This window comes from Tsukamurella pseudospumae (genome assembly GCF_001575195.1).
Classification (GTDB): Bacteria; Actinomycetota; Actinomycetes; order Mycobacteriales; family Mycobacteriaceae; genus Tsukamurella; species Tsukamurella pseudospumae.
The window spans coordinates 633100-651290 of record NZ_LSRF01000058.1; the positions used below are offsets into that span (position 1 = coordinate 633100).

Annotated in this window: 24 protein-coding genes and 2 pseudogenes; 10 read left to right on the forward strand and 16 right to left on the reverse strand. The window is 67.4% G+C overall.

The genetic code is table 11. The annotated features are described in order from the left end of the window. The first annotated feature begins 1 nt into the window (after window position 1). Together AXK60_RS21460 and AXK60_RS21465 are read left to right on the forward strand one after the other, a co-directional pair. The gene (locus AXK60_RS21460) at window positions 2-454 is read left to right on the forward strand and encodes a VOC family protein (protein WP_068574316.1); all 453 of its coding nucleotides are present in this window, start codon (window positions 2-4) and stop codon (window positions 452-454) included. A 146-nt stretch (window positions 455-600) separates the two neighbouring features. Next, window positions 601-945 (forward strand): VOC family protein, encoded by a 345-nt coding sequence (locus tag AXK60_RS21465; protein ID WP_068574318.1) that lies wholly within the window; start codon window positions 601-603, stop codon window positions 943-945. Between the two features lie 11 nt (window positions 946-956). On the opposite strand, the gene AXK60_RS21470 is transcribed toward AXK60_RS21465, so the two are convergent. From AXK60_RS21470 to AXK60_RS21500, 7 genes are all read right to left on the reverse strand, one after another. Continuing rightward, window positions 957-1418 (reverse strand): SRPBCC family protein, encoded by a 462-nt coding sequence (locus tag AXK60_RS21470; RefSeq protein ID WP_068574321.1) that lies wholly within the window; start codon window positions 1416-1418, stop codon window positions 957-959. A 46-nt stretch (window positions 1419-1464) separates the two neighbouring features. Continuing rightward, window positions 1465-1908, reverse strand: a complete 444-nt coding sequence (locus AXK60_RS21475; RefSeq protein ID WP_068574323.1) for a hypothetical protein — start codon at window positions 1906-1908, stop codon at window positions 1465-1467. Window positions 1909-2038: 130 nt separating this feature from the next. Then, a complete protein-coding gene (locus tag AXK60_RS21480; protein WP_068574325.1) occupies window positions 2039-2458 on the reverse strand; it encodes an HIT family protein in 420 nt (139 codons plus the stop codon). A gap of 145 nt (window positions 2459-2603) precedes the next feature. Beyond that, complete coding sequence (locus tag AXK60_RS21485) at window positions 2604-2990, reverse strand: hypothetical protein (protein ID WP_068574327.1); 387 nt, start codon at window positions 2988-2990, stop codon at window positions 2604-2606. A gap of 78 nt (window positions 2991-3068) precedes the next feature. Continuing rightward, the gene (locus AXK60_RS21490; protein ID WP_068574329.1) at window positions 3069-3665 is read right to left on the reverse strand and encodes a hypothetical protein; all 597 of its coding nucleotides are present in this window, start codon (window positions 3663-3665) and stop codon (window positions 3069-3071) included. A 21-nt stretch (window positions 3666-3686) separates the two neighbouring features. Beyond that, a complete protein-coding gene (locus AXK60_RS21495; RefSeq protein WP_068574331.1) occupies window positions 3687-4040 on the reverse strand; it encodes a hypothetical protein in 354 nt (117 codons plus the stop codon). A gap of 2 nt (window positions 4041-4042) precedes the next feature. Further along, window positions 4043-4294, reverse strand: coding sequence for a hypothetical protein (locus AXK60_RS21500; protein ID WP_068574333.1), 252 nt, complete (start codon window positions 4292-4294; stop codon window positions 4043-4045). A gap of 291 nt (window positions 4295-4585) precedes the next feature. Here AXK60_RS21500 and AXK60_RS21505 point away from each other — a divergent pair, with 291 nt between their 5' ends. The 4 genes from AXK60_RS21505 to AXK60_RS21520 all read left to right on the forward strand — a co-directional run bounded on the left by AXK60_RS21505 (window position 4586) and on the right by AXK60_RS21520 (window position 8410). Continuing rightward, window positions 4586-5704: an MspA family porin gene (locus AXK60_RS21505; RefSeq protein ID WP_175400085.1), complete on the forward strand. Its 1119-nt coding sequence runs from the start codon at window positions 4586-4588 to the stop codon at window positions 5702-5704. After that, window positions 5697-5918 (forward strand): hypothetical protein, encoded by a 222-nt coding sequence (locus AXK60_RS21510; protein WP_068574337.1) that lies wholly within the window; start codon window positions 5697-5699, stop codon window positions 5916-5918. The genes AXK60_RS21505 and AXK60_RS21510 overlap by 8 nt, the downstream gene beginning before the upstream one ends. Further along, on the forward strand, window positions 5915-6394 hold the full coding sequence (locus AXK60_RS21515) for a hypothetical protein (protein WP_068574339.1): 480 nt from the start codon (window positions 5915-5917) through the stop codon (window positions 6392-6394). The genes AXK60_RS21510 and AXK60_RS21515 overlap by 4 nt, the downstream gene beginning before the upstream one ends. Before the next feature lie 297 nt (window positions 6395-6691). After that, entirely contained in the window at window positions 6692-8410 is a 1719-nt protein-coding gene (locus AXK60_RS21520) for a polymorphic toxin type 44 domain-containing protein (RefSeq protein WP_068574342.1), read from the forward strand. A gap of 580 nt (window positions 8411-8990) precedes the next feature. Here the strand turns inward: AXK60_RS21520 and AXK60_RS21525 are convergent. Then, a pseudogene (locus AXK60_RS21525) lies at window positions 8991-9167 on the reverse strand (integration host factor, actinobacterial type); the annotation flags it as partial. A 183-nt stretch (window positions 9168-9350) separates the two neighbouring features. Next, window positions 9351-9920, reverse strand: coding sequence for a recombinase family protein (locus AXK60_RS21530; protein WP_068574346.1), 570 nt, complete (start codon window positions 9918-9920; stop codon window positions 9351-9353). A 443-nt stretch (window positions 9921-10363) separates the two neighbouring features. Between AXK60_RS21530 and AXK60_RS21535 the strand changes: the two genes are divergently transcribed. Next, window positions 10364-10885: a GNAT family N-acetyltransferase gene (locus tag AXK60_RS21535; RefSeq protein ID WP_068574348.1), complete on the forward strand. Its 522-nt coding sequence runs from the start codon at window positions 10364-10366 to the stop codon at window positions 10883-10885. A gap of 18 nt (window positions 10886-10903) precedes the next feature. Here AXK60_RS21535 and AXK60_RS21540 read toward each other — a convergent pair whose 3' ends face one another. The 3 genes from AXK60_RS21540 to AXK60_RS27205 form a co-directional block, all read right to left on the reverse strand. Then, a complete protein-coding gene (locus tag AXK60_RS21540; protein WP_139058071.1) occupies window positions 10904-11557 on the reverse strand; it encodes a hypothetical protein in 654 nt (217 codons plus the stop codon). Window positions 11558-11873: 316 nt separating this feature from the next. Next, complete coding sequence (locus tag AXK60_RS21545) at window positions 11874-13352, reverse strand: HEPN domain-containing protein (RefSeq protein ID WP_068747175.1); 1479 nt, start codon at window positions 13350-13352, stop codon at window positions 11874-11876. A gap of 231 nt (window positions 13353-13583) precedes the next feature. Continuing rightward, on the reverse strand, window positions 13584-13760 hold the full coding sequence (locus tag AXK60_RS27205) for a hypothetical protein (RefSeq protein ID WP_175400086.1): 177 nt from the start codon (window positions 13758-13760) through the stop codon (window positions 13584-13586). A gap of 47 nt (window positions 13761-13807) precedes the next feature. Between AXK60_RS27205 and AXK60_RS26620 the strand changes: the two genes are divergently transcribed. Next, on the forward strand, window positions 13808-14176 hold the full coding sequence (locus AXK60_RS26620) for a hypothetical protein (protein ID WP_139058072.1): 369 nt from the start codon (window positions 13808-13810) through the stop codon (window positions 14174-14176). Window positions 14177-14182: 6 nt separating this feature from the next. Further along, entirely contained in the window at window positions 14183-14683 is a 501-nt protein-coding gene (locus AXK60_RS21550; protein WP_068747173.1) for a tyrosine-type recombinase/integrase, read from the forward strand. Between the two features lie 23 nt (window positions 14684-14706). Here the strand turns inward: AXK60_RS21550 and AXK60_RS21555 are convergent, their stop codons facing one another. After that, on the reverse strand, window positions 14707-15633 hold the full coding sequence (locus AXK60_RS21555; protein WP_068574356.1) for a 1,4-dihydroxy-2-naphthoyl-CoA synthase: 927 nt from the start codon (window positions 15631-15633) through the stop codon (window positions 14707-14709). Between the two features lie 24 nt (window positions 15634-15657). Here AXK60_RS21555 and AXK60_RS21560 point away from each other — a divergent pair, with 24 nt between their 5' ends. Continuing rightward, window positions 15658-16632 carry an o-succinylbenzoate synthase gene (locus tag AXK60_RS21560; protein WP_068574358.1) on the forward strand — a complete coding sequence of 325 codons (975 nt, stop codon included), beginning with the start codon at window positions 15658-15660 and terminating at the stop codon, window positions 16630-16632. Between the two features lie 12 nt (window positions 16633-16644). On the opposite strand, the gene AXK60_RS28010 is transcribed toward AXK60_RS21560, so the two are convergent. The 3 genes and pseudogenes from AXK60_RS28010 to AXK60_RS21570 form a co-directional block, all read right to left on the reverse strand. Further along, window positions 16645-16890: an alpha/beta hydrolase gene (locus AXK60_RS28010; RefSeq protein ID WP_483368397.1), complete on the reverse strand. Its 246-nt coding sequence runs from the start codon at window positions 16888-16890 to the stop codon at window positions 16645-16647. Further along, window positions 16869-17606: pseudogene (locus AXK60_RS27995) on the reverse strand (alpha/beta fold hydrolase); the annotation flags it as partial. The gene AXK60_RS28010 and the pseudogene AXK60_RS27995, both read right to left, overlap by 22 nt. Window positions 17607-17655: 49 nt before the next feature. Further along, the gene (locus tag AXK60_RS21570; protein ID WP_231855649.1) at window positions 17656-18090 is read right to left on the reverse strand and encodes a hypothetical protein; all 435 of its coding nucleotides are present in this window, start codon (window positions 18088-18090) and stop codon (window positions 17656-17658) included. Between the last annotated feature and the right edge of the window lie 101 nt (window positions 18091-18191).

An 18191-nucleotide genomic window follows, 5' to 3' on the forward strand; every position in this document is an offset into this window, starting at 1 on the left:
TTTGCAATCGGTCGGGTTCTACCACGTGGCGTTCGCGGTCCCGGACCTCGACGCGGCGATGGCGACGTTCACCGAGGCGGTGGGGGTGCAGTGGCACGAACCGCAGACGGCGTCGTTGCGGGAGTGGACGTACCGGATCGTGTTCAGCACGTCTGAGCCGCGTATCGAATTGGTCGAAGGGCCCGTCGGAAGTCCGTGGGACGTGTCCGAGTCAGGGCCGCGTTTCGACCATCTCGGGTTCTGGACCGAATCCCTGGACGACACCGTCGCTCGCTGGGCGACGTGCGACGGACTCAGGATCGACTACGACGGCCGTGATGATGGACGGAGATTCACGTACTCCGTCGCCGATGCGCTGGGCGTTCGGTTCGAGGCCGTCGATATTGCGCGGAGGTCGGCGATCGACGATGCCTGGCCGACCGACGGCAGCGGTCGAGACTCGTTGTCGGGCTGACGTGGCCTGCGGAGGTGGCCTGCTCGTCCTGCGGGCCATGTCATCGTGACCGTGGCAGCCGAATCGGACATGGGTGCACCTCTGCGGTGGGGATTCGGCGTGTCGTCGCCGACACGAACCGAGGATGTCGGGGTTACGGTGAGGCGATGATCAACGGGGCGCACGTCATCCACTACTCGGCCGACGCGGAGGCCGACCGCGCGTTCCTGCGCGACGTCCTCGGTGTCGAGGGGGTGGACGCCGGGCAGGGCTGGCTGATCCTGCCGCTGCCGGCGTCGGAGATCGCGGTGCATCCGACCGACGGCCCGCCGAAACAGGAGCTCTACCTGATGTGCGACGACGTCGCCGCCGAGGTCGCCGCGCTCGAGGCGAAGGGCGTCGAGACCACGCCGATCACCGATCAGGGCTGGGGCCTACTGACCTCGCTGACGCTGCCGGGCGGCGGAGTGATCGGGCTGTACCAGCCCCGGCACCAGCGCGCTCACGGCTGACGGGGCCGGTGCTACGCGGCGTCGGCCGCGGCGACGGCGGCCGCAAGGATCCGCCACCGTCGGTGCCGGTGCCGGAACATCGCGCGCACGAACACGCCCGTGAGCAGGCCTCGCGCACCGTCCTCGATCTCGATGGCGTCGGTGTATCGACACCGGTCGGGGCCCAGTGGCTCGAAGGTGAGACGGTGATTCCAGACCTTCACCGGGCCGCCGTGCTCGTTGGTGGAGATCTCGAACTCGTCGAGGCGCCGGACCGTGATCTCGTGAACCCAGCCGGGTAGGACGCCGAACCAGCGCACGCGGCCGCGGGCGGAGAATCCCGGCTCGACGGGGACCCCCACGGGCGGGGCCTCGTCCATGTCGAAGGCCAGCACCGGTGCCAGCACGAACAGCATCACGTCGGGGACGGCGGCCATCGCCCGGGCGCGGGCGGCGGGCAGCGGAAGCTCAGTGTTAATGGAAATGGTTGCCATATGTCCGAAGTTACCCGTGTCGCGGCCGCTGCGGGAGGGGTGCGATTCAGGCGGAGTAGTGGCCGATCGCCTTCCCGACGGTGCCGGGCCCGCCGACAGTGAAGGTCACCCGCTTCTCGCCGATCAGCGTGGTGAAGGATCCGTCGGGCTGTGCCTTGACCTCGCCGCCGTACCGCTTGCCATCGTTCCACCAGCTCAGCGTGCGATTCGCGATCGTCGCGCGGAGCGCGGGGTTGTCGACGCACGGCGCCGACGGTCCGCCGAGCCCGCCCTTGATGCAGTCGGGCCGGACGGTGATCCAGCCCTTGGCGTCGACGGTACCCGTGTAATGCACGGAGGGGAAGGGCATGGGGTCGGCGAAGCCGGGCGTCGTGACCCAGCCGTCGAACCGGACGACGGTGTCGGCGGAGGCGGTGGCGGGCAGGGCTCCCAGTGCGAGCGTGGTGCAGGCGCCGGCGGCGAGGGCGATACGGGCGGTGCGGCTGGTCATGTGATCAGTGCTCCTCGGTGTCGAAGGTGCGTCGTCTCTGACACCAAGAGCATCGAGGTGGGCGTGTTATTCGTTACCGCACGCACTGAAAAACTGTGAGTGGACCTCGGGCGCTCGACGCGGTCCGGAGTCAGTCCGCCAGGCCCTCCCGGAGGAGGGCGGCGGCACCGTCGGACGTGCGGGGCCGGCGGCGGAGGAGCCGGCCGAGCAACGCCCGCTTGTCACCGGCGAACCGCGGGATCACGTGCAGATGAACGTGATCGACGGTCTGAAATGCGGCGCGCCCGTCGTTGACGACGAGATTCGTCCCGTCTGCGTGGAGCGGGCCGGCCTGCGCGGCCCGGGCCAGCCGGTGCCCGAGCGCGAACATGCGCGCGCCGAGGGCATCGTCGAGCTCGGAGAGCCGCGCGGCGTGCACCTTCGGAACCACGAGGGTGTGGCCTGTGCTGACGGGGCGGACGTCGAGCAGGGCGAGCAGGTCGTCGGTCTCGGCGACGATCGCCGCGGGGGAGTCACCCGCGACGATCGCGCAGAACACGCACTCCGGCATGGATTTTCAGTAGTAGTACGGGGACAGCGAACTGGGCGTTTGCGCGGATCGGTGTCGTTGGCGACGAGGCATATGGCCAGGTTAGAGCGTTGTAGTAGTTGGTGCTGAACGGCGCGCGGTCGTTCTTCTGCGGACTGGCTGCGGACTAGCGGAACCAGCGGCCGATCCGAGCGGGCTCCTTGGTGTAGAAGTCCGCCACAGGCTCGCCGGGGATCACTCTTGTCAGGCCGCCGGACACTTCCACCCGATCGCCGGTGGCGCGCTCGGTGATTGCGATCGCTGTTAGCCCGACGGCCTCCACCTCGACGGCTGGATCCTGCAAGTCCAGGTTCCAGCTGTCACGTCGAGCTCGACTCTGCAGGTAGACAAGCATGTCGTCATGGCTGGACGTGGCAAACCTGCACCTGTGTCCCGCGATGGCGCCCCGCGGTCGCGCCCAGTAGAGATCTCCTTCGATCGTCACCTGGTGGCCGATCGTTTGAGCGGTAGCGTCGAGGGCCTGACGATCTTGCTCGTTGACTGGTAGGTCCATGCGCGCAATTCCACCTCAGCGGCCCGCGCTGGGCAGCTGCTTCTGGGAAATCTGCGGGTGCGCGCGAGCGCGGGCTGGCTAGCGGATCCGCCCGATTGTGCCCAGCTGCATCAGTCCGCGTGGGTTGATACGGATGACCCTCGCCTCACCCGCAATGTGGACCTCCGACTCGCCCCGGTCGCACTCGAGCGCAACGTACTGAGCGAGCGCGAGCAAGTGCTGGTCTGTGCCCTCAAGTCCGTCGTGGACGAGCTGTAGCGGGATGGGCACCTGCGGAGCGATCCAGAATCCCTCGGTGACCTTCTCCCTGCGCTCGAACGAGTCGCGGGAGGAGAACGATTGTCGCAGTGGGGAGTGGCGATCCGTCGAGAACGAGTAGATGTACGCCGTCGAGTGGTGGCCCTCGGCCTCGGCGGGTAGGTCCGCAGATCGCATCGCGAGGAAGTCGAGGGTCATCTCGGCGACGTCGTGGGGCTCGGATGCGGCGGGCATCGCGGCGACCTGGTCGAGCCACGGGCTGACGACGTCTGCGAGACCTGTGCCGGCGACGATGAAGCGTCCGGAGTCGGGCGCCCAGCACTTGGTGTAGTGCCGGCCCGGTTCGCCGCCCATCCCGAACGTGTCCATCACGACGGCGATCTCGTCTCGCGCCAGCATGGAAATGAGCAACGTCATACATCGACCGTACGGCCGGGCTCAGGTGCGCGGGGCGATCTTCGCTCGGTTCTCGTCGAGGCGGTCCTCGTCGGTCATGGCGCGGAGACCGTTGACGGCGTCGCGCAAGGTAGCTCCGTCCTTCGCGTCGAGGTGACCGCCGCGCTCGATCAACGCCTCGGCGACCGCGACGACCTCGTCCGCGAGATCGGCGGGGACTCGGCGGCTCTCCTTGTCGACGGAGGCGAGGAGCCAGAACAGCGCGTCGGCGGGGTCGCCGACGTCGATGAGCGTCTCGTCCGTGACCAGGTCGACGACGCCGGTCGCGGCGAGGATCCGATGGTACAGGTGGCGGATCGTCTCGTCGAGCGTGCCGCCTGCGTCGGTGGGGCGCATCGTCACAGCTCCCGGCGGTTGTGCTGCTCGGCCTCGACGCGCGCGATCTCGGCGGTTAGGTCGCGGAGCGCGACCGTGATCCGCTCCCGCTCGGCCTTCGGTAGGCGCCGCTGTTGCATGTCGAGAACTGCGTTCGTGCCGTGCTCGGACCAGCCGTACTTGGCCATGAGTGTTGTCCTTGCGGTGTCGATGTCGTCGGCCGCGAACAGGATCTCGTAGACGTCGCGGTGATGGTCGAGCGCGTCGACCAGCACTACGAGGATGTCTCGGCGGGCCCGGTGCTGCTCGGTGGCGCCGGCGCCTTAGCTGGTGCCGAGGTGTTCAGCGAACCGGGCCGTACCGGCTTCCTGGTACGGGCTTCCGACCACGCGCACCGACCTCGTCCAGGTCTGGTCCCTTCTCGCACTCCTTGAAGCTCGGGTAATGACCCAGCCTAGTTAGGTTGCAGTTCTATAACGGCGCTGTTCAAGGAGTCTGGATCTCTGCTTTAGTGTTACGCAAGTTACTGATGTGGCTAATGTGAAGCTGAGATGAAGGAGCCGGGCATGTTCTCTGGCAGTGTGAACCGTCTGCCGCGGCGGCGTGGATTCCTGGAGGTGCGGCAGCGGGATCGGTTGCGGCGTGGTGATCTGCGGAAGGTCGGCGCGGTGATGGTCGTCGTTGGTGTCACTGTCGCGGGTGGTGTGGTGGCTGCGGTGCCGGTTGCGCCGGATCCGATGCCCCGGATGGGTGCGGTTCGGTCGGGGATCTTCGCGGATAAGGCGCGGGCGCAGGAGGACGCGGACGGGTTCATCCTGCGCGCGGAGTTGTTCGGGATGAACGCCAGAAGCTTGGTGCCGTTGGGTGGGTCGCCGCAGTCGTATCAGGCGGCGTTGTCGATGGCCGGTCGGGCGGTGATCGAGCTCAAGGATCCGAAGAAGCCGCCGAAGGTGAAGGTGCGAAGTGCGACGATCACCGTCGGCACGACTCTCGCGTGTGGGGCTTCCCCGCAGCAGATCCAGCTCGGCGGGACTCTGTCGCAGGCGGGGAACTACTCGCTGACGCCGTCGCTGTCGTCGCAGCAGGGCGTGACCGGCGGCGGCCAGGGTGGGTCGAACGGTGGTCAGGGCAGCGGATCGGTGAACGCCTCGATCACGGAGGGGATCTCAGCTACCGGTGGCGGCACGACCACGATTTCGGGCACTGTGCAGGGGACCATCGCCGCAGGTGGCTCGAAGGAACAAGCCTTGGCGAAGAAGTCCCTGACCGGCACCTCCGGTTACGTCGTCGTGCGGGAGACGATGGTCCGGATGGACGCCTGCTGGGCCGCGCAGATCGTGATGTGGGCGGTTGCGACCCTCTCCACCGATCACGGCGACATTTCCACCACCGCGTACTCCACTCCGCTGTACCTGCGGCGGGACGCGAACGATCCGCCGGTGAACCCGCCGAAGGTCCGCCAGGACCCGAACCCACCCGCACTCGCCGCGACCCCGAACACGGCTGTCGCCGCACGGGTCAGTGAGCAGGTCAAACCCGCACCGGCCGCGAAGCCCGTACCCGCGAAGCCTGCGCCAGCGAAGCCGGCACCCGCTACGAAGGTGACTGCGCCGAAGCCGTCTCCGGCACCTGCGTCGTCCGCTCCGGCGAAGCCGGCGGCCGCCGCGGCGGGTCCTCGTGGCTGAGCCTGAGCGCGGCGAGGCCGTGAAGGCCGCCGTGGGGCTGATCCTGGGGGCGGTGATCGTGGTGTGCTGCGCGTTCACGTTGCCTCGGTTGCCGAGGGCGGTTGAGGCGATCGGGTCGTGGCCGGTGTGGGGCGGCTTCGCGATCATCACCGTGGTTGCCGGGTGGTTGTTCTGGTCCAATCTCCAGAAGTTCTACGCGTTGGTGCAGAAGTGACAGAGCCGATCCCCGGCGGTGATGGGGGCGATCTCGCCTCCGCGCTGCGGCACGCGTTCGACGAGGCGGGGAACCCGAGCCTCGCCGCAGTCGCGCACGCGGCACCGGGTGTGTCGAAGCAGCGGCTCTCGGACTGGCGCGCCGGCCGGCACGTACCGGCCCGGTTCGAGGACCTCGAACCCGTCATCGCCTACCTGCGCATCGCAGCGAGCGGCCTCACCACAGCGGAGGCAGATGACACGGCGAGCGGCACGAGCGACTGGACACCCGAGCGGTGGCGCGAGGTGTGGCGGCAATCGGTCGACCTCTCCGCCGACGCCCATGCCGACGCGAACGGTGCGGCTGACGTCGACGCTGCGGAACCCGTACGTGAGGTTGACCGCAAGCCCATCGCCATCGCCGTGGTGAGCGTCATCGTCGTCCTCGTCGCCGCCCTCGCGGTGATGGCGTACCTGCTCAGCTGGGCCACGATGTGACACCGCAGGGCCGCGACACGCCGACGACGAAACCGACGACACGCCGTCCGGACCGTCCGGACTGGACACTCCGGACACCACCGAATGCCGCCCACAAACATCACAGTTCGGTAACGGCAATCGTCGCTGCCAGCAGAGATGGGTGTCCGGAGTTGTCCGGACCCGTCCGGACCGTTGAACCGGACGACCAGGACGTGCTCTGGTGAATGCGTCCCCGGCCGATCCCAAATCCAGCTGTGTGCGGCTGTCGAAACCGGGTCGACTCCACCCCGTTCCCTTCTTCAGAATCGAGGACCCATGCCCTCCCCAACCGACGAGACCGGGCAGCCCGTCCCGGCTCCCGACACCGCGCAATTTCCGCTCGCGCGTGACGACAGCCAGCCACCCAGCGGGAAGCCGGCGCACGCCGTCACCGCAGACACCGACGAGCCCGGCACCTCCCGGGCCGGGTGGTGGGCGATCACCCTCGCCGCGGCCGCGCTACTGATCGTCGGGCTGCTGCTCACGTTCGGGCCGGCCCGGTACTGGACGCCGGTGCCGGTGGTGTTCCTCGGCTACTTCCTCATCTCCGGGCTGATCGGGCTGGTGTTCTGGAAGGGCGTCCGTGAGCTCCGCGACTCGAACCCGACCCTGCACTCCGGTGACGGACCCGCCTCGCCCGGCGCCCGGGTCGCCGCCGCGGTCGGCGCCGTCGGTGTCGCGTCCGCCCTGATCCTGCTCCCCACAAGCCTGAACACGGCGCCGGCGAATGCGTTGCCGTGTCCAGACGGTTCTAATACCTGCGGGCCTACGACACCCACCCAGGACCCCGGCCCCACCCAAGGCAACGGGGGTAACACCACCGCCCCGCAAGCGCCGAACACCACCGTTCCCGGCTACACCCCGCCGGACACCCCAGCACCGACACAAGGCAACGGCGGCGGCTTCCAAGGCACCGCGATGCCGATGCCCACCCCCGACCAGACCGACCCCAACGCCTGCATCGCCAACTGCGGCCCCACCCAAGCCCCCCAGCAAGCACCGCAGACCGGGCAGCCGACAGCGCCGCAGACCGGACAGCAGCAGAACCCGGTCACCACCGCACCGAACACCGTCGCAACCACACCGCAGGCACCGACCGCCACACCGAAGCTGCGGACCCCGACGCCGGAGACCACAACTACGTCGTCCTCCAGCAAGGCCCGCGACCGCGACCAGCAAGACCAGCGCGACGAGAAAGACCGCGACAAGAACTCCGGCATCCCCTACCAGGCCGCGTGGTTGTCTAGCGTTGCGGGAACGTACCGACGCAAGAAGTACACCGAGACCGCCGTCCGCGACGGGCAGGCCGTCTCGGAGAACGCGACGCGGACGCTCTACTCGGGCACCACGGTTGTCAGCAAGCCAGTGCAACTGCCGGGACCAGGCGGCGGTGGACGTATCCCCGACCCTCAGCCGGACCCTGCCGCGCTAGTTGTACCGTCGGCAGGTGGCATACCTATCGATACACCGCACAAGGACTGGATCCGCGCGGCGGAGTTCATCACCCAGAAGATGAAGGAGAACGCCCTGGGCAACGACGTCCGCCTGCAGAAGCTTGCCATGTACTCCACGAGCCCAGCCGCCATGGCCGCCTCGGCGCTGCGCTTTGCGCGACTAAATCTCTCACATGCGCAGTGGGACTACAAGGACGCGCTTAACCCGATGTTCGGAGGATCGCGCACCGTAACCGCATTTCTCGTCTATCCCGCGGACCCTAAATGGCGGATCGCCGCCGATATTTGGACGAACATTCATTTCGGTTACATCGGTCGCCAAATCGGGTACCCCGAAGACGTTCTTGTCGCAGCATCACACCTGGCCGGCAATCCTGACCCCAACGACGACCTCGCGGTTCGAATCGGATACAAGTGGGGAAATATCGACCCCTCAATGCTATCGGTTGATGACACACTGCGAATGGCCGGCGAGGTGTCGCGCGCACTGATCGCGCAGGAGGCTGGCGGCAGTGACATCTTCCAGGTGAGGCCCGCATGAGGGGCGACATTACATGTTTCTGATCGTATCCACCGCATTCTGTGCGATCATGTTTCGATACCCGAATGTCTGCGATGAAACTACCCCGGGATACGGGTTTGCGTACTTGGTCAGAATATTCGTAGCCCTACTGCTGTCTGCCCTTTTCGAGCCTATTCTAATCTTGGCTACGGCGTCTCTCAGACGGCGGGTTGGCACTGTTCTCGCAGTTGTCGCGTACACATGGAGTTCAATAGTCACGACTGCGGTAACGGTCGTTCCGTTCGCTCTGTGGATGAGTGGGGCGTGCCCATCTGTTCGGCAAGACTCCGTCGCTCCATACTGGCCATGGGTTGTTGCATTACTCGCCGCTGGAACAATCCTGCTTACAATGACTGTAATTGCAAAAGCTAGGCGTTGTCGCGAAGGTTGAACGATCATCCTTGCGCGTTGGGCGCAGTGGTGACGGTCCAGCGAGGCGAAGTCAGCGGAGGTCCAGGTGTGGCCGGCGACGTAGTCACGGAGCGGCAGTCCTCGAACAGCGACGGAGCCCGTCACCTTCGCCGCGAAGGTGACCTGCTCCGTCGCAGTCTCAGCTGGCCTACGCCGCGAACCACTCCAGCAGGCCGGTGCGTTGCCGCTCACCGAGGCTGGCCACCCGCCGATTCTCCACGATCTCCAGCTCGGCGATGATCTCGGTGGCGCGGACCTTCCCGTCCTTCGGCAGCGCTCCGAGCAGTGCCTGGACCTTGATCTTCCCGACGGTCGACTCGTCACTGCGGTCGAGGACACCGACTCCTGCCGCCTCGCTCACACCCGCAACCGCCTCACCGACGGAGCCAGCGTCCCTGCGGAGTGACATCCACATTCGTGTTCACTCCGAGTCCCTCCCCGCCCAAAGTGACTCCCAGATTCGTGAACGTAGCCACACGACGGCGCGTGGCATCGCAATGGGGGTGCGTTACGCGGTCATCTTGTAGTTGTAGACGCTGGCGCGGCTGATGCCGTACTCGGCGGCGAGGGCTGTCGGGGATTCGCCGGCTGTGAGGCGGGTGCGCAGATCGGTGGCCTGGTCGTCGGTCAGCTTGGCCTTGCGGCCGCGGTACCGGCCGGCCGCCTTGGCGATCGCGATGCCCTCCCGCTGGCGCTCAAGGATCAGCGATCGCTCGAACTCGGCGACGGCCCCGAGCATGGTGAGCAGCAGGTTGTTCATGGGGGAGTCGTCCCCGGTGAACGTCAGCGATTCCTTGACGAACTCGACGCGCACGCCGGCCGCGGTGAGCTCGCGGACGATGCGGCGGAGGTCCTCGACGTTGCGGGCGAGCCGATCCATGGAGTGGACGACGAGTGTGTCGCCGTCACGGACGAACCGCAGGGCCTCGGCGAGCGCGGGCCGGTCGGCAGTCTTGCCTGAGGCCTTGTCGGCGAAGGTGCGGTCCACCGCGATGCCGTCGAGCTGCCGGTCGGTGTTCTGGTCGACGGTGCTGACGCGGACGTAGGCGATGCGCTGGCCGGTGGCGGTCGCGGTCATGCTGTCCTCCGAGGGGGCGGCGCTTGGCGGTGTCGAGTTGGACTCTATGGAGTCGCTGGACATCTGTCAAACAATTCGGATCGACATTTCATTTGTACGTGGTGACCGGGACCGTCCGGTGTCCAGTGAGGGTGTACCCATACTGGACGCTTGCGTTGGTATTCGCTGACGACGTTGGTCACAGTTGGGCCGCGCACGCTCGAATTGGTGTCACCAGCGACACCCGCGCGGGTACTGTGGCTGTACAGGCGGGCTGAGCGAGTGTCCGCATCAGCGTTTGGACAGGGTGAGATGTTCGCGGCGAAGGATTCCGGGCAGCAGGCACGGCGGGACGTGACCGTCGTTCGGCGTGGGCAGATTCAGCAGCTCGCACAGATCCGGCCGACCCCGTCGTCGTCGGCCAGGGCCGCCGTCGCGCGCGCCAGCGATAAGCGCCGCAGCCGGTGACGGAGCCCGCCCAGTTCAGGCTGGAGCGGCTCACCGAGGAACACCACACCAGCTACTTCGACTGCGGAGTCAAGTCGCTGGACGATTGGCTTGCCTCACACGCCTTGGACGAGCAGGACCAGGGTCGCAGCTGCACACACGTCTGGGCCGACGCTGGCGGCTGCGTGGTCGCCTACTTCACGCTCCTTCCTACGACGATCGTCGAATCCGACCCGGGAATCATGTCGATACTGCGACCCGCGCGGTTTCCGAGAACCAGTGACCTCTGCGGAGTGCTACTCGGCAAGCTTGCGCTCGACCAGTCGCTGCGTCGGCAGGGGCGTGGAAACGATCTCCTCGCCGAGGCGTTCGTCACTGCCTACGAGGCTGTGCAGCTGATCGGTGGCGTCCATCTTGTCACTGATCCACGCGACGAGGTCCGCGGCTTCTACTTGCAGTTCGGATTCGTCGAGCTTGAGGGCACCAAGCGCATGTTCCTGCCGATGCGGGAATTCGCCGAGGGTGGTACACCTCTGTAGCGAACGCCCGAGCCCGATCTACCGGAACTCGTCGAGGTCGTAGAAGTCGATCACCGGCGCGCCGAGTTCCTTCGTGAGCACACCGCATAGCGCGAGGATGATGCCTTTCAGCTCTCCGACGGTCGCCGGGTGCGGGTCGACGAGGTCGAGCAGCATGTGGATCTCGAAGCCCTTGCCGTAACCGTGGTTCGTGTCGCCGTCGACGGTGTACTCGGTGTCCCAGGACCACGGCGAGGCGGCGGCCACCTGGTCGAGGACCGTCTGGACGTGCTGCTCCTCGGATGCCGGTAGACGTGCCAGCAGGGTGACCTCAACGTCGTCCTTGGTGGCCATCTCGGTCACCGCGCCCGCACGCTGCTCGCGTACTTGGCGGGAGAACTCGTCAGCCATTGCGTACCAATTGAATTCGTCGTCCGTCATCAACCGGGCATCGGCGAACTGCTCGCGCAGAATCGTGGTCGTGCGGTCGAGGTACGCCTTCACGAGCTGCTCGTCTCCCCACGACAGCACCTTCACGGGGTACTCCGCGAAGACCGTCGAGCCATAGGCCTCGCCCTGCGCCCACACGTCGTCGCCGTCGAACTCGGGCACCTCGTTCAGTTCGTCGAGGACCGCGGTCAGCTGTGCCTCGGTGACGCCGGCGACGAACAGGCTCTTCTCGTACTTCCCCACGGTGCACATCCTGGCCCTGTCGGGCGCCTCGCGCTACGGACTTCTTCGGACGATGCTGTTTGTGCCCGTCAGACGGTGCGGACGACGCGGACGCGTGTATCTCCTGGGTGGCCGGGTCGGTCTCGACGTCGTACCGGCCCGGCGACAGCGCGCCCGGATCGGTTATCTGTAGGTCTCACACCTGTAGACGGTCGTTGACCAGGAACGACGCGCGTATCGATGGCAGCGTCAGCTCATCGTTATCTGAACCTGTGTGGGTCTGTGAAGCCGGGCTGCGGCGCGACGGTGCTGCGCTATCTCGAACCCCGAGGGCACGTCACGACACTGGTGTCGTCGCGTCAGATCCACCCTCGATGGCGCCGAACCATCCGAGTTCGGTGGCGATGGCCCGATTGTTCGCCCGGGTCATCAAGTACTCAGGGTAGCCCGAGCCATTCGGAGCACCTGCGTGAGCGTTGAGAGCATGGGCGATCTCCAGCTTCGAGATCCCTGTGCGGTGGAGCAGCACGATCTTGAGCATCCACCGAGTCACGCGCTCGAGCACGATCCACCGGTCGACCTTCGTGCTCAACGTCTCGGGCTGATCGTCGGGGTCGAGGAGCTGGTGGGCGAGCTCGTTGCGGGCCTTCGTCAGCTTATCGGGGAAGTCTGGGACCGCCTCGAATATCTCGGGACAGATCGATGCCGCTTCGGCGGCAAGGTCCTGTACGCGGTGCTTGAAGGAGATCTCATTGAGAAACTGCAGCCCGTCCTGCAACGCCTGGCCGGCGGTCTTCTCGTCGGTGATCGAAAGCTCGACGAACTTCGCCGTTCCCGCCGCGATCGCAGCTCTGCGCACCGGACGTAGCGAAACACCCTCCGTCAGCTCGAACCGCTTGCGGTGATCCCACAGCCTCCGATGGATCCCTTCGGCGACAGATGCGTTGGTCAGCATCGTTGCCTGGATCGGGCCGTTCACGTCGTTGGCGACGGGATCGGACAGGGCATCGAGCCTGTCGTGGAGGTCGATGAACGTCCCCAGGCGTCCGAGGGTGAGGGATTCGAGAGCCATCGGTGTATCGCCTGGTAGGCCATCGCGGGACGACTCCCACGACCGCGCACTGACCACTTGGAGCCACTCCTCGTCGTCGGGCAACTGCAATCGGACGTCGGTGAGGGTTACAGCCCAGTTGAACGCCAACTTGATGAGGACGGTCGTGGCGTGCGCGATGCTGTCGATCATCGCGCGCAGCGGACGTGGATCGGCGGCCTCGTACTCGAGCCACCACTGGTCCTCGGCATACAGCGGGCGGATCGTGCCCGCTACATCCGGTCGGCTGACCGAGGCCTCGCGCTCCGTATGGGCCCAGACCTGCGGTAAGAGATACTGCGCGTCGATCGCGAAGCGCATCCGCTGATAGTCGGTGTCGGTGCTGACGTGGGCGCCGAGGACAACGAACCTTGGCTGGTACTGCGGCGGAAACGGGCCGGTACCACCGTGATTCTGCGACTCCAAGCCGGTGATGGCGGTGCCGTCACTCATGCGTCCGTGCAGGGTTACGGGCCTGAACGAAGCCACTGATTCGTCCACAGTCGGATATCGGACTAGCCGCCTGAATCCGCCGTGTTCGCTAACCTCGTCGCGGACCAGGTTTGGAGTAGCCGGATCGATCCGCGCGTCGAGAGTGATCGACGGCCGCACACCTCGCTCGATGGTGAGCACACCGGCGGACAAACGATCCGGGTGCTCCTGCATCCAGAACTCTCCCGCGACCGCGAGCTGCTCGGATCCTGACGGATCGATCTCGGACACCACGACAAGACCCCATCTATCTCGGACGACACGCGGCCGGTGCCGCATCGAGCACGGTAGCGCTACACGGGCCGGAGCATGGTCAAACCTCGATCTCCACAGGGCTGCAGAACCGGACCGCACGTGAGCGACGTACCTACAGCTCGCCCGCAGGGTGTCGAGTGCAGTGAGACCCCCGGGGGTTAATGAGGGTGCGCTACAGAGGGTGCAGCGACTCCCGGATTCGTCTTCGGCCTAATCGATGCGGGCATACATCGCGCCGGCGATGCCGCTGGGAGTGTGCTCGGGCACGCCCACCGCCCAGTGCTCGATGCGTCGAGCATGCTCATGCGAAGCTCCCCAGGCAGACAGGCAGACAGGCAGACAGAGGTTCTGGACCTGTGAGGCGATCCTGCCTTCGTAGACACGCATCCGGCTCCACTGTGCCCAAAGCGAAGTACTGGGTCCACAGTGTCCAAATGGCGGCCCAGTGTGGGGTATTCGGGGGGCTGCGTGACGTTCAGGCCGGCGGCGTCGGCTTCGGTGGCGCCGACCAGGGCGCCGTGCATCTTGGGCGTATCGATGAGGGGGCCGTGGATGGACTCGCAGAGGGCGTCGATCTCCTCGCCGGACCGGTCCGGATTGCTCGCAATCGCCTGTCGAGCGATGTCCCCAGTCCGATCGAGCGCCGACCGCGCGAACTGCACCATCGTGGCGTCGATCCCTCCCAACATTGCGGCGAGGATCGGGAAACATCCGGTGTACGAGCAACCTTCTGTTCGGCGTCATCGATGGCGGCGATCAGGTCCTTCGCGCTGACGAACCCTCGCTCGCCGGCGAAGATCTGAGGATCGATGGGACCCAGGTCCGACGTCGGCATGGGCGAGCTGCTCGCGTCGGTGCGCGAGGACCTTCGCCGGCGCGACGGAGTGAATGCCCGTGAGGCGCCACCGAAGTGGGGATCCGAGCGCACCGTCTACCTGCGGGACGAGCTGGTAACGATCCTCTCGCAACACGTAGCCGCGTACCCGCCGGCGGATGATGGCTGGATGTTCCACCTCGACGGCACGGCCTGGACTGACAACAAGGTGACGTACCGGTGGCGGCAGACCCGCAAGGCCGCCGGTCTCACCACGAAGCTGCACAGCCTGCGGCACTACTACGCGAGCGGCTTGGTCGCACAGGGCTGCGACGTGGTGACGGTTCAGCGGGCGCTCGGGCATTCCTCGGCGACGACGCTGAGCACGTACTCGCACTTATGGCCGACCGCAGAGGATCGGACCCGCGCCGCTGCTGGCGAGCTTGCGCGGGCAGCTCTGAAGACTACTGCGGACCAGCTGCGGACTGGGGGCTGATTTACCCCGCCTGACCTGTGCCCCTAGTAGTAGTACGGGTAGGGCGACCAGTCGGGATCGCGCTTCTGCAGGAAGGAGTCGCGCCCCTCGACGGCCTCGTCGGTCATGTACGCCAGGCGGGTGGCCTCGCCGGCGAAGAGCTGCTGCCCGACGAGCCCGTCGTCGGGAAGGTTGAAGGCGTACTTCAGCATTCGCTGCGCCTGCGGGCTCTTGCCGAGGATCTTCGCCGTCCACTCCAGCGCGACGTTCTCGAGCTCGTCGTGGTCGACGACGCGGTTCACCGCACCCATGTGGTGCATCTCCTCGGCGCTGTAGGTCTCACCCAGGAAGAAGATCTCGCGCGCGAACTTGTTGCCCACCTGCTTCGCGAGATAGGCGCTGCCGTAGCCGGCGTCGAAGCTGCCCACGTCGGCGTCGGTCTGCTTGAACTTGGCGTGCTGACGGCTCGCGAGCGTGAGGTCGCACGTCACGTGCAGCGAGTGCCCACCGCCCGCGGCCCAGCCGTTGACCAGCGCGATCACGACCTTCGGCATGAACCGGATGAGCCGCTGCACCTCGAGGATGTGCAGCCGGCCGCCCTCGGCCTTGGTGCGGATCTCGTCGACGCCGTCCGCGGTCGCGGCCTCGACGTCCGAGTCGTGGCTCGTGGCGTACTGGTAGCCGCTGCGCCCACGGATGCGCTGGTCGCCGCCCGAGCAGAACGACCACACGCCGTCCTTCGGTGCCGGCCCGTTGCCGGTGAGCAGCACCGCGCCGACGTCGGCGGACCGTCGGGCGTGGTCCAGCGCGCGGTACAGCTCGTCGACGGTGTGCGGCCGGAAGGCGTTGCGCACCTCCGGGCGGTCGAAGGCCACGCGGACGGTGCCCTGCGTGATGTGCCGGTGGTACGTGATGTCGGTGAGGTCCTCGAATCCGGGGACCGGCTGCCACAGCTCGGGGTTGAAAGTCACGGGATCGACTCTACTGTTGGGGGCGTGGTGGACGTCGACGAACTGGTGGCCGCGGCCCGCGTGGTGCGGCTGCCGATGCGGGTGCGGTTCCGCGGGATCACCGCGCGCGAGGCCGTGGTGTTCCAGGGGCCGGCGGGGTGGGGCGAGTTCGGGGCGTTCCCCGAGTACGACGACGCCGAGGCCGCGCAGTGGTTGCGCGCGGGGATCGAGGCCGCGTACGAGGGCTGGCCGGAGCCGCTGCGCACCGTCGTGCCCGTGAACGCGACGGTGCCCGCCGTCGCGCCGAGCAGGGTCGCGGAGGTGCTCGCGCGGTTCCCGGGCTGCCGGGTCGCCAAGGTCAAGGTGGCGGAGCCGGGTCAGACCCTGGCCCAGGACCTGGCGCGCGTGGCGGCCGTCCGCGACGCCCTCGGGCCCGACGGTGCCGTGCGCGTCGACGCCAACGGCGGATGGACGCTCGACCAGGCGGAGCGAGCGATCACCAGGCTCCTCGAGGGAGGTCCGCTCGACTACGCCGAACAGCCCTGCGCCACCGTGGAGGAGCTCGCCGAGCTGCGCCGCAGGCTCGACGGTGCCTGCGACATCGCCGCGGACGAATCCATCCGCCGCGCGGGCGATCCGATGCGCGTCGCGGAGCTGGGCGCCGCCGACGTCGCGGTGGTCAAAGTGGCCCCGCTCGGCGGGGTGCGCGCCGTGCTGGAGGTGGCACAGGCGCTGAAAGCAGCTGCGGGCGTGCGGGTCACGGTGTCCTCCGCACTGGACACGGCGGTCGGGATGTCTGCCGGGATCGTCGCGGCGGCGTGCATCCCCGACGGCAACGCCGCGGGCCTGGGGACCGGGGGCTTCTTCACCGCGGACCTGGGTGAGCACCCGCTGGTCGACGGCGCGCTACGGGTGCGCACCGTCGAACCTGCGGCGCAGCAGGTCGCGGCCCTGGAAGTGGTGGGGGAGCAACGGGACTGGTGGCTCGCCCGCCTGCGACGGTGCGCCGCTCTGCTCTGACCCGCCTGCGCGTCAGTGCTTGCGGAGGAAGGCGACCGTCGCCGTGGCCACCGCCGCGGGCTGCTCCGGGATCAGCGCGTGGCCCGCACGATCGATCACGACCCGGGTGGCGCGGTCGCCCAACTCCCGCGCAAGAGTCTCGGACTTCTCGGGCGGCGCGATGAAGTCCTGTCCGCCTTGCACGATGAGCAGCGGCGCGGTGCCGCCGCCCGCGTAGGTCTCCGCCGGGGTCGCCCGCGAGGCCGCGCTCTCGAGCACCCCCCGGCCTCGTACCAGCCGGTGTACCAGACGCTCGGATCGTTTCCGGGAGCGAAGAATCCGCGCGTGACGGCCTCCTCGAAGGCGGGCACCGGGGTGCGTGCACCGATCACGGAGGTCAGCACGGCGACGGCGTCCTTGCTGGGCTCGCCGGATCCCGCACCCCACAGGGTGATCGAGCGTGCTGCGCCCGGAGTGAGGACGGCGAGGCGCCGCATCACCCGGTTGCCGAAGTCGTGTCCGATCAGGTGTGCGCGACCGCCGCCGAACGTGTCGATGATGAGCCGGACGTCCGCGGCGAGGTCGTCGAGGGTGAGCTTCGCGTCCGGGCGGCCGTTGCGGGTGGCGCCGCAGCCCCGCGGGTCGAAGGAGATGACGCGGAACCCCTGCTGGGCGATGAGGCCGGCCACGACGTCGAAGTCCGCCGCGCCGCGAGCGAGACTCGGATGGATCACGACGAGGTCGCCCGAGCCGGTGCTGTGCAGCGCGAACGCGGTGCCGTCGGCGCTCTGCAGGACGATCCTGTCGAACGAGGTCGAGCCCGCCGCGGGTGTGGCGGACGTCGGGGCGCCGGCGCGATCCTCGGTCGTGGTGCACGCGGCCGTCGTTGCGGCAGCGAGCCCGAGCGCCGTTGCGCCGGTGAGGAAGAAGCGTCGGTTCATGGGCCCTCCTGTGGCGTTCGTGAACCCGACAGCCGTATGACGGGACGCGCGCATTCGGCGGGGCTTGAGCGGATTTGAAGCCGCAATCGGGACCTCGCGGGCGCTACTTCCAGGGCGCGTAGGCCCAACCCAGTAGCGTCGAGTTCGGCGCGATGTCGGGTTTCGGGATGATCTGGATCTGCGAGCCGTCGCCGAATCCGCGATCGAGCCCCTGGACGCCGCCGCTGAGGTACGTGCCGTTCCCGAGTGAGATGTCCACGTGATAGCCGTAGTCGCTCTGGGAGAACACGAGCGCGCCGCGCGGCGCGGGCAGTGCGGAGTGGCCGAGTCCCTTGGCGGCGAGGTTCTCGTAGAACGATCGCGCGGAGTCGTGCGGAATGCCGTTGCTGACGGTGCGGCCGTACGCGAAGTCGACGAAGTCCTCGCAGCCGTACTCGCCGTAGGCGTCGGTGCCCACGAGCGTCATGCCGCGCGCGATGGCGGCCTCGGGCCTCGCGGCGTTGGCGGCCGGGGCCCCCACCGCTGCGATCGCGATCACGGTCGGGAGGGTCGTCAGTGATCGTCTCATCATTCCTTTGTAGTCCTACTGATGCGGTGCCGCCTGCAGTTCGAGGTCGGAATCCGCTGGGAGTTTCCTGT

Excerpts from the sequence above, each read along its gene's own strand:
- AXK60_RS21495 (WP_068574331.1), bottom strand. The coding sequence starts at position 4,040 with ATGCGCCCCACCGACGCAGGCGGCACGCTCGACGAGACGATCCGCCAC.
- AXK60_RS21550 (WP_068747173.1), top strand. The coding sequence starts at position 14,183 with ATGGGACCCAGGTCCGACGTCGGCATGGGCGAGCTGCTCGCGTCGGTG.
- AXK60_RS27205 (WP_175400086.1), bottom strand. The coding sequence starts at position 13,760 with ATGCGTGTCTACGAAGGCAGGATCGCCTCACAGGTCCAGAACCTCTGT.
- AXK60_RS21480 (WP_068574325.1), bottom strand. The coding sequence starts at position 2,458 with ATGCCGGAGTGCGTGTTCTGCGCGATCGTCGCGGGTGACTCCCCCGCG.
- AXK60_RS21530 (WP_068574346.1), bottom strand. The coding sequence starts at position 9,920 with ATGACCGCGACCGCCACCGGCCAGCGCATCGCCTACGTCCGCGTCAGC.
- AXK60_RS26620 (WP_139058072.1), top strand. The coding sequence starts at position 13,808 with ATGGCGGCCCAGTGTGGGGTATTCGGGGGGCTGCGTGACGTTCAGGCC.
- AXK60_RS21490 (WP_068574329.1), bottom strand. The coding sequence starts at position 3,665 with ATGACGTTGCTCATTTCCATGCTGGCGCGAGACGAGATCGCCGTCGTG.
- AXK60_RS21470 (WP_068574321.1), bottom strand. The coding sequence starts at position 1,418 with ATGGCAACCATTTCCATTAACACTGAGCTTCCGCTGCCCGCCGCCCGC.
- AXK60_RS21465 (WP_068574318.1), top strand. The coding sequence starts at position 601 with ATGATCAACGGGGCGCACGTCATCCACTACTCGGCCGACGCGGAGGCC.
- AXK60_RS21505 (WP_175400085.1), top strand. The coding sequence starts at position 4,586 with ATGTTCTCTGGCAGTGTGAACCGTCTGCCGCGGCGGCGTGGATTCCTG.
- AXK60_RS21485 (WP_068574327.1), bottom strand. The coding sequence starts at position 2,990 with ATGGACCTACCAGTCAACGAGCAAGATCGTCAGGCCCTCGACGCTACC.
- AXK60_RS21475 (WP_068574323.1), bottom strand. The coding sequence starts at position 1,908 with ATGACCAGCCGCACCGCCCGTATCGCCCTCGCCGCCGGCGCCTGCACC.
- AXK60_RS21520 (WP_068574342.1), top strand. The coding sequence starts at position 6,692 with ATGCCCTCCCCAACCGACGAGACCGGGCAGCCCGTCCCGGCTCCCGAC.